Source organism: Mesorhizobium helmanticense (assembly GCF_003034915.1).
GTDB classification, from domain to species: Bacteria; Pseudomonadota; Alphaproteobacteria; order Rhizobiales; family Rhizobiaceae; genus Mesorhizobium; species Mesorhizobium helmanticense.
This window is the reverse complement of the sequence record NZ_PZJX01000054.1, coordinates 23,220-29,883: the sequence shown is the minus strand read 5'-3', so window position 1 is coordinate 29,883 and position 6,664 is coordinate 23,220. Positions and strand designations below refer to the sequence as shown.

Genomic DNA, 6,664 nt, shown 5'->3' with positions numbered 1-6,664 from the left:
CATTCGTGGGGGCGAGGAACCCAGATTCTGGGCTACTTCCAGTTCTTGCGCCGCTCGATCTCGGCTTCCGAAGGCTCCTCCGTCGCGAAAGATCCGGTCTTGATCTTACCGCCGCGTTCATAGCGCGCCATGATGACGCCAGTGCTTGAAGCCAGCGACTTGGTGAGCTGGAAGGCGGCCGGCAGCGCGTTGTCATCGAACAGCCGCTTGCCCTTGCCCAGCACAAGCGGGAAGATCAGCAAGGTGATCTCGTCGATCAGGCCGTTGGCGAGCAAGGTCTGGATCAGCTCGCTTGACCCCTGGATGAGCAGGTCCGGGCCAGCTTCCTGCTTGAGCTGGCGCAGCGTGGCCACGACATCGTCGCCAAGCGACTGGCTGTTCTGCCAGGTGAGCGTCCCCGGCCTGTGCGTCGCCACATATTTGGTGGCGGCGTTGAAACTGTCGGCGATCAGGCCGTTCTTCTGATAGGGCCAGTAGGCGGCGAAGATGTCATAGGTCCTGCGGCCGAGAAGCAGCGCGAACGGTTTCGAAAACGTCTCGTCCATCGCGGCGCCCATCACTTCGTCCCAGTAATGGAACGTCCAGCCGCCGAATTCAAAACCGCCGACCGGGTCTTCCTCCGGTCCGCCGGGCGCCTGCATGACGCCGTCGAGGCTGACGAATGTCGAGGCGATGATCTTCCTCATGGGAGTTCTCCTTTCTTAATTGTCCGTGCCGTCAGATTTCGGTCAAAGGACGGGCGAGCAAGCGCTCATCCGACAAGGCCGGCGAAATTTCTGGCGCTTTAGCCCGTCCGGCCCGGATGACTTTAGCTTGCCAGTCGGCCGCGAATGTCTCTCGACGAGAACCAGACGTCGCCGATGACGGCGACGGCGGTGCGGTCCGGCGCCTTGTTGGCGGTCAGCCAGATCGAGCGGCTGCGCGCGGCCCTGTCGCGGTCGGGGATTTTCGCCATGGAGCCTGCGAGCGAGGCGCCGACGCAAGGAATGAACCATGACCGCATGAACGGGTCGCAGGCAAAGCCTTTTTCCGTGCGGGTCACCATGACCGCCAGGCCGACGCGTTCGGCCGGGCGCCAGGGAAAGATCATGCGGCCGCCGGGCTTCAGCGCCTTCAGCCAGTCGGCCGGCGGCGCCACGACGGCGGCATTGACATAGATGATATCAGACGGCGGCAGGCTGCCGGTCACCGCGTCGCCATGGATGAAGCTCACATTGCCATAGGGTTCGAGATTCTGTCTGGCGCGGTCGGCAAGATCGGCCTCCAGTTCGAAGGCGGTGACGGCGCCGGGCGACACCAGCCGTGCCAGCAGCGCTGTGTAGTAACCGGTGCCGGCGCCGATATGGGTGACGGCCTCGCCGGGTTTTGGCGCCACCTTGCCGATCCACATGGCGTGCAGGAACGGTTCGCCGTTGTTGATGCCCTTGGCGGCGTCGAGCGCCACCAGCACATTCTGGTAGAGATGGACCGGATCGGCGCTCGGCGTTTCGAGCTTGGCGTTGCCGGCGATGACCGTCCATGGCCCGGGGCCGAGAAAGGCTTCGCGCGGCACCTCGGTGAAAACCGCTTCGAGACGTGGGTCGGCCGAGCCGGCATGGGCGGCCAGCAGCCGCGCGTAGAATTTTCGAGCTTCGGCAATCTGCGTCATGGCCTGGCAACATAGCGCGGATTGCCGATTTGTCGCGGCCGCCCTGGCTGAGAGAACTTTCAGCCGATGCCGGCGACGGTGTCGTAGAGCAGCTTGAAGTTGAGCACCAGGATGACGCCGGCGACCACCCAGGCAAGTGCGGCGACGGAGCGTGGAATGGCGAACGTGCCCATCTTCTTCTTGTCCGACACGAACTGCACCAGCGGGATCACCGCGAAGGGGAGTTGCATCGACAGGATCACCTGGCTGAAGACCAGCAGCTGGCCGGTCCCCTTCTCGCCATAGAGCGCGGTGACGACCACCACCGGTATGATGGCGATGCCACGCGTCAGCAGGCGGCGCGCCCATTGCGGGATGCGCAGGCGCAGAAAACCTTCCATCACGATCTGCCCGGCAAGCGTCGCCGTCACCGTCGAGTTCAGGCCGGAGGCAAGCAGCGCCACGGCAAACAGGATCGAGGCGATGCCGAGGCCAAGCAGCGGCGACAGGAGTTCGAAGGCCTGGCCGATCTCGGCGACATCCTGATGGCCGGTTCCATGGAAGGCCACGGCCGATACGATGAGGATGGAGGCGTTGACGAACAGCGCCAGGATCAGGGCAATGGTCGAGTCCGTCGTTGCCCATTTGATGGCGTCGCGCTTGCCGGTCTCGGTGCGCTCATAGGCGCGGGTCTGCACGATCGAGGAGTGCAAATAGAGATTGTGCGGCATCACGGTGGCGCCAATGATGCCGATGGCGATGTAGAGCATGGCCGGGTTGGTGACGATTTCGGTCGACGGCACGAACATCGAATGCAGGATCGAGCCAACCGGGGGAGCGGCGGCGAAGATCTGGATGGCGAAACAGCCGAAGATGACGATCAGGAGCGCCACGATAAAGGCCTCGAGGTAGCGGAAGCCCCTGTTCATGAGCAGCAGAACGAGGAAGGCGTCGAGGGCGGTCAAGACGGCGCCGCCGATCAGCGGAATGCCGAACAGAAGCTGCAGGGCAATCGCTGTGCCGATGACTTCGGCCAGGTCGCAGGCAATAATCGCCAGTTCGCAGGCGATCCACAGCATGAAATTGACCGGTCGCGGATAATAGGCGCGGCAGGCCTGGGCGAGATCGCGGCCGGTGGCGATGCCGAGCCTGGCGGCGAGCGCCTGCAGCAGGATCGCCATCAGGTTCGACAGCATGATGATGAAGAGCAGCGTATAGCCGAACTGGGCGCCGCCGGCGAGGTCGGTCGCCCAGTTGCCCGGATCCATATAGCCGACCGAAACCATGTAGCCCGGCCCCATGAAGGCGAACAGGCGACGGAACCAGGTGCCAGTTTGCGGCACCGCGATCGAAGCGTTGACCTCGCGCAGGCTGGGCTGCTCGTCTTCTTCCGGCCGGGCAAACCGCCACATGGATCGGGGTGCTGATGTGGCTTCGGCGTCTGACATGGAGGGCTTCCGCTTGAATGGATGGCTTGCGGTTCTATCTATGTCGCGGCTCAACATTATGCAATATGCTATATTTCATCGATCATGCTTTTGTGATGTGCTCGATCAATGCCCGGATGGATAACCCCAAACGGCGGTTGCGCCTGCCTTGGAATGCAAATAAACGGCCAGGGCAAGGGAAGCCCGTGCTATGAATGTGCAATGCCGGCTCATCCGCCGACAGTCGAGGAGGAGCGCATATTGGCGCTGAAGAAAAAACCGGTCCCGCGCGAACCGCTGCCCGACGCCGAAATCCATTCGGAAGGCTTCCGGCAGACGCGCGAAGCGCGCCGCAGCGCGCTGGTCGAGGACTATGTCGAGCTTATCGCCGACCTGATCGAGGACGGCAACGAGGCGCGGCAGGTCGATATCGCGGCGCGGCTCGGCGTTGCCCAGCCGACGGTTGCCAAGATGCTGACGCGGCTCTGCGCCGACGGGCTGGTTTCGAGGAAGCCCTACCGCGGCGTGTTCCTGACGGAAGCCGGCCGCAAGGTCGCGGAAGAGAGCCGGATTCGCCATCAGACGGTGGAAGCCTTCCTGCGCTCGCTCGGTGTCAGCGCCGAGACGGCGCGCATCGATGCCGAGGGCATCGAGCACCATGTCAGCGCCGAGACGCTTGAAGCCTTCCGCAAGGCGATGATCGCGGTACGCTGATACCGGCTCGCCATTCCACGCCGTTGATCCACCGGAACCGCTGCATCGCCGGTGCGTTTGATATCGTGCCGCGCGATTGTCGCGAGGCGAGGAGGATATCATGGGCGTTGAACAGGCACCGACCGCGAAGGGCAAGCAAGCCGCCAAGGGATTGAGGCAGGCCGCTGCGAAGGACGAGCGCAAGACGGAAGCGGAAACCGGCCGCCCGCTGAAGAAAGGTGCCGCGCGTTTCGAGGAGCGCTCCAAAAGCTCCGACGGCAAGAGCGCCGGTGCCAAGCAGAAGAGCTGAACGGGCCGCGTCCAAACGATCAGTCGGGTCCCGAGTTGGCTTGTCTCTCGGACAGAGCGGCGTTGCTCGTCGCATGTTTCGCAACGTGAGAAATGCTGTGACTTGGGACCATCGTTGGGATAATTATTGTTTGACGGGATGGGCTTGATCACCGCCCGATAAGCCGGAAACGTGCGTCATAAGGATTTGCCATGCTCTGGAAGGGTCGTCGTCAGAGTGACAATGTCGAGGATCAACGCAGCCAGGGCGGCGGTGGCTTCGGCCGTCCCGGCCAGTTCCGTATCCCGATCGGCGGCAGTGCCGGCGGCGGCCGCATGTCGCTGTCGAGCCTCATCATCCTGGGCGTGATTGCCCTGATTGCCTGGGGTGTTTTCGGCATCAATCCCCTGCAGATCCTGAACGGCGGCGGCAGCTTGATGCCGGGCGGCGGCGGCCAGATCACCGACAACAGCGGCGAGCAGGGCGGCGGCACCGGTGCGCCGGCCTCCGACGAGATGAAGCAGTTCGTCTCGACAGTGCTCGCCGAGACCGAGGACACCTGGACCGGCATTTTCCAGGCCAATGGCCTGACCTATAAGGATCCGAAGCTGGTCCTGTTCAGCGGGCAGATCCGCTCGGCTTGCGGCTTCGCCTCTTCGGCGGCCGGTCCATTCTACTGCCCCGGCGACCAAAAGGTCTATCTCGACACCACCTTCTTCCAGCAACTCGACCGGCAATTCGGCGCTTCGGGCGATTTCGCCCAGGCCTATGTGGTCGCGCATGAGGTCGGCCATCATGTCCAGAACCTCACCGGCATCCTGCCCAAGTTCAACCAGATGCGCCAACAGATGGGCGAGGCCGAATCCAACCAGATGTCGGTGCGAGTCGAGCTACAGGCCGACTGCTTCGCCGGCGTCTGGGCGCATTTCACCGCCCAGAAAGGTCTTCTTGAACAGGGTGACATTCAGGAGGCGCTGAACGCCGCACAGCAGATCGGCGACGACACGATGCAAAAGAAGATGCAAGGCTACGTCGTGCCGGAGAGCTTCAACCATGGCACCTCGCAACAGCGCCAGACCTGGCTGGCGCGCGGTTACAAGACCGGCAAGCTTTCGGATTGCGATACGTTTAACAATCCGATCTGAAGCGCCGGCTTTTCTCGCTGATTTGGCGGCAACATTGCCGTCAGGGGATGTCAGGATGGAAATGCCCTTCCCGTTCCCTTATTGTTCCGTGCGACGCACTCACCTATAAGGTGCCTCTGCCTTCGCCCCGGGCGGCCCGAGGAGATATCATCATGATCGATCCCAAAACCGCCAGGCGGGGCCTTGCGCTCGTTTTCACCACCCTGCTGCTCGACATCATCGGCTTCGGCATGATCATGCCGGTGCTGCCGGCCTATCTCAGGGAGCTGACCGGCGTCGGCGTTAGCGAAGCGGCGATCGAAGGTGGCTGGCTGTTGTTCGCCTATGCGGCGATGCAGTTCGTTTTCGCGCCGGTGATGGGCGGGTTGAGTGATCGGTTCGGACGGCGGCCGATCCTGCTCGCCTCCGTGCTGACTTTCTCCATAGACAATCTGATCTGCGCCATCGCCTGGTCCTACCCGATGCTGTTCATCGGGCGTGTGCTGGCCGGCATTTCCGGCGCCAGCTATTCCACGACATCCGCATTCATCGCCGACATCTCGACCGACGAGAACCGGGCGAAGAATTTCGGCCTGCTCGGCATCGCCTTCGGTGTCGGCTTCGTCATCGGGCCGGTGCTGGGCGGGCTGCTCGGCACGTTCGGGCCGCGCGTGCCGTTCTATTTCGCCGCCGGGCTTGCTTTCGTGAATTTCCTGATCGCGCTGTTTTTCCTGCCGGAAACGCTTGATGACAAGCACCGTCGCCGCTTCGAGTGGAAACGCGCCAATCCGGTCGGCACGCTCCTCCAGATGCGCAACTACCAAGGCATAGGCTGGATCGGTCTTGCCTTCTTCCTGATGACGCTGGGGCACATGATGTATCCGGCGGTCTGGTCGTTCGTCTCCAATTACCGCTATGGCTGGAGCGAACAGCAGATCGGCTTCTCGCTCGGCGTCTTCGGCCTGTGCGGAGCGATCGTCATGGCGACGGTCCTGCCGCGCGTGATCCCCAGGCTTGGCGAGTGGAAGACGGCGGTAATCGGTCTCGCATTTACCGCGCTCAGCGCGTTTGGCTACGCCTTCGCCTGGCAAGGCTGGATGATCTATGCGGTGATCGTCGCCGGATGCCTCGAAGCGTTGGCCGATCCGCCGCTCAGGAGCCTCGCCGCCGCCAAGGTGCCGCCTTCGGCGCAAGGCGAACTCCAGGGCGCGATGACGTCGATCTTCTCGATCACCTCGATCATCACGCCGCTGCTTTATACGGCGATCTTTTCCTGGTTCACGGGGCCGAACGCGCCCGTGACCTTCGGCGGCGCGCCCTATCTGCTCGGCGCGATTTTCCTGACGCTGGCGCTCATCGTCTTCGCCACGAAAGTGGCAAAGCCGACGTCGAAGGAAGCCGAGCGCATGCATGCGCAGGAAGCGGCGACCGACAGGATTTGACCCTCGCCTGTCGAATCCGTTTTACGCAATTGCAGACGGTATACCGGTATGCACTTTGCGTA

7 protein-coding genes are annotated in these 6,664 nt (G+C 62.9%); 4 read left to right on the top strand and 3 right to left on the bottom strand.

What is annotated here, in order from left to right; genetic code table 11:
• Positions 1–32 precede the first annotated feature (32 nt).
• The 3 genes from C9427_RS29115 to C9427_RS29105 all read right to left on the bottom strand — a co-directional run bounded on the left by C9427_RS29115 (position 33) and on the right by C9427_RS29105 (position 3,075).
• Positions 33–686 carry a dihydrofolate reductase family protein gene (locus C9427_RS29115; RefSeq protein ID WP_107652484.1) on the bottom strand — a complete coding sequence of 218 codons (654 nt, stop codon included), beginning with the start codon at positions 684–686 and terminating at the stop codon, positions 33–35.
• 122 nt (positions 687–808) lie between these two features.
• Positions 809–1,648, bottom strand: coding sequence for a protein-L-isoaspartate O-methyltransferase family protein (locus C9427_RS29110; RefSeq protein WP_107652483.1), 840 nt, complete (start codon positions 1,646–1,648; stop codon positions 809–811).
• A gap of 59 nt (positions 1,649–1,707) precedes the next feature.
• On the bottom strand, positions 1,708–3,075 hold the full coding sequence (locus C9427_RS29105; protein WP_107652482.1) for an Nramp family divalent metal transporter: 1,368 nt from the start codon (positions 3,073–3,075) through the stop codon (positions 1,708–1,710).
• Positions 3,076–3,315: 240 nt separating this feature from the next.
• Here C9427_RS29105 and mntR point away from each other — a divergent pair, with 240 nt between their 5' ends.
• The 4 genes from mntR (at position 3,316) to C9427_RS29085 (ending at position 6,602) form a co-directional block, all read left to right on the top strand.
• Complete coding sequence (gene mntR / locus C9427_RS29100; RefSeq protein ID WP_167434524.1) at positions 3,316–3,768, top strand: manganese-binding transcriptional regulator MntR; 453 nt, start codon at positions 3,316–3,318, stop codon at positions 3,766–3,768.
• Positions 3,769–3,868: 100 nt separating this feature from the next.
• Positions 3,869–4,057 (top strand): hypothetical protein, encoded by a 189-nt coding sequence (locus C9427_RS29095; RefSeq protein WP_097572777.1) that lies wholly within the window; start codon positions 3,869–3,871, stop codon positions 4,055–4,057.
• A gap of 191 nt (positions 4,058–4,248) precedes the next feature.
• Positions 4,249–5,181 (top strand): KPN_02809 family neutral zinc metallopeptidase, encoded by a 933-nt coding sequence (gene ypfJ / locus C9427_RS29090; RefSeq protein WP_107652480.1) that lies wholly within the window; start codon positions 4,249–4,251, stop codon positions 5,179–5,181.
• Between the two features lie 152 nt (positions 5,182–5,333).
• Positions 5,334–6,602, top strand: a complete 1,269-nt coding sequence (locus C9427_RS29085) for a TCR/Tet family MFS transporter (protein WP_107652479.1) — start codon at positions 5,334–5,336, stop codon at positions 6,600–6,602.
• The last annotated feature ends 62 nt before the right edge of the window (positions 6,603–6,664 follow it).

Coding starts and splice junctions, on each gene's coding strand:
- C9427_RS29115 (WP_107652484.1), bottom strand. CDS start 686: ATGAGGAAGATCATCGCCTCGACATTCGTCAGCCTCGACGGCGTCATG.
- C9427_RS29105 (WP_107652482.1), bottom strand. CDS start 3,075: ATGTCAGACGCCGAAGCCACATCAGCACCCCGATCCATGTGGCGGTTT.
- C9427_RS29085 (WP_107652479.1), top strand. CDS start 5,334: ATGATCGATCCCAAAACCGCCAGGCGGGGCCTTGCGCTCGTTTTCACC.
- C9427_RS29095 (WP_097572777.1), top strand. CDS start 3,869: ATGGGCGTTGAACAGGCACCGACCGCGAAGGGCAAGCAAGCCGCCAAG.
- C9427_RS29110 (WP_107652483.1), bottom strand. CDS start 1,648: ATGACGCAGATTGCCGAAGCTCGAAAATTCTACGCGCGGCTGCTGGCC.
- ypfJ (WP_107652480.1), top strand. CDS start 4,249: ATGCTCTGGAAGGGTCGTCGTCAGAGTGACAATGTCGAGGATCAACGC.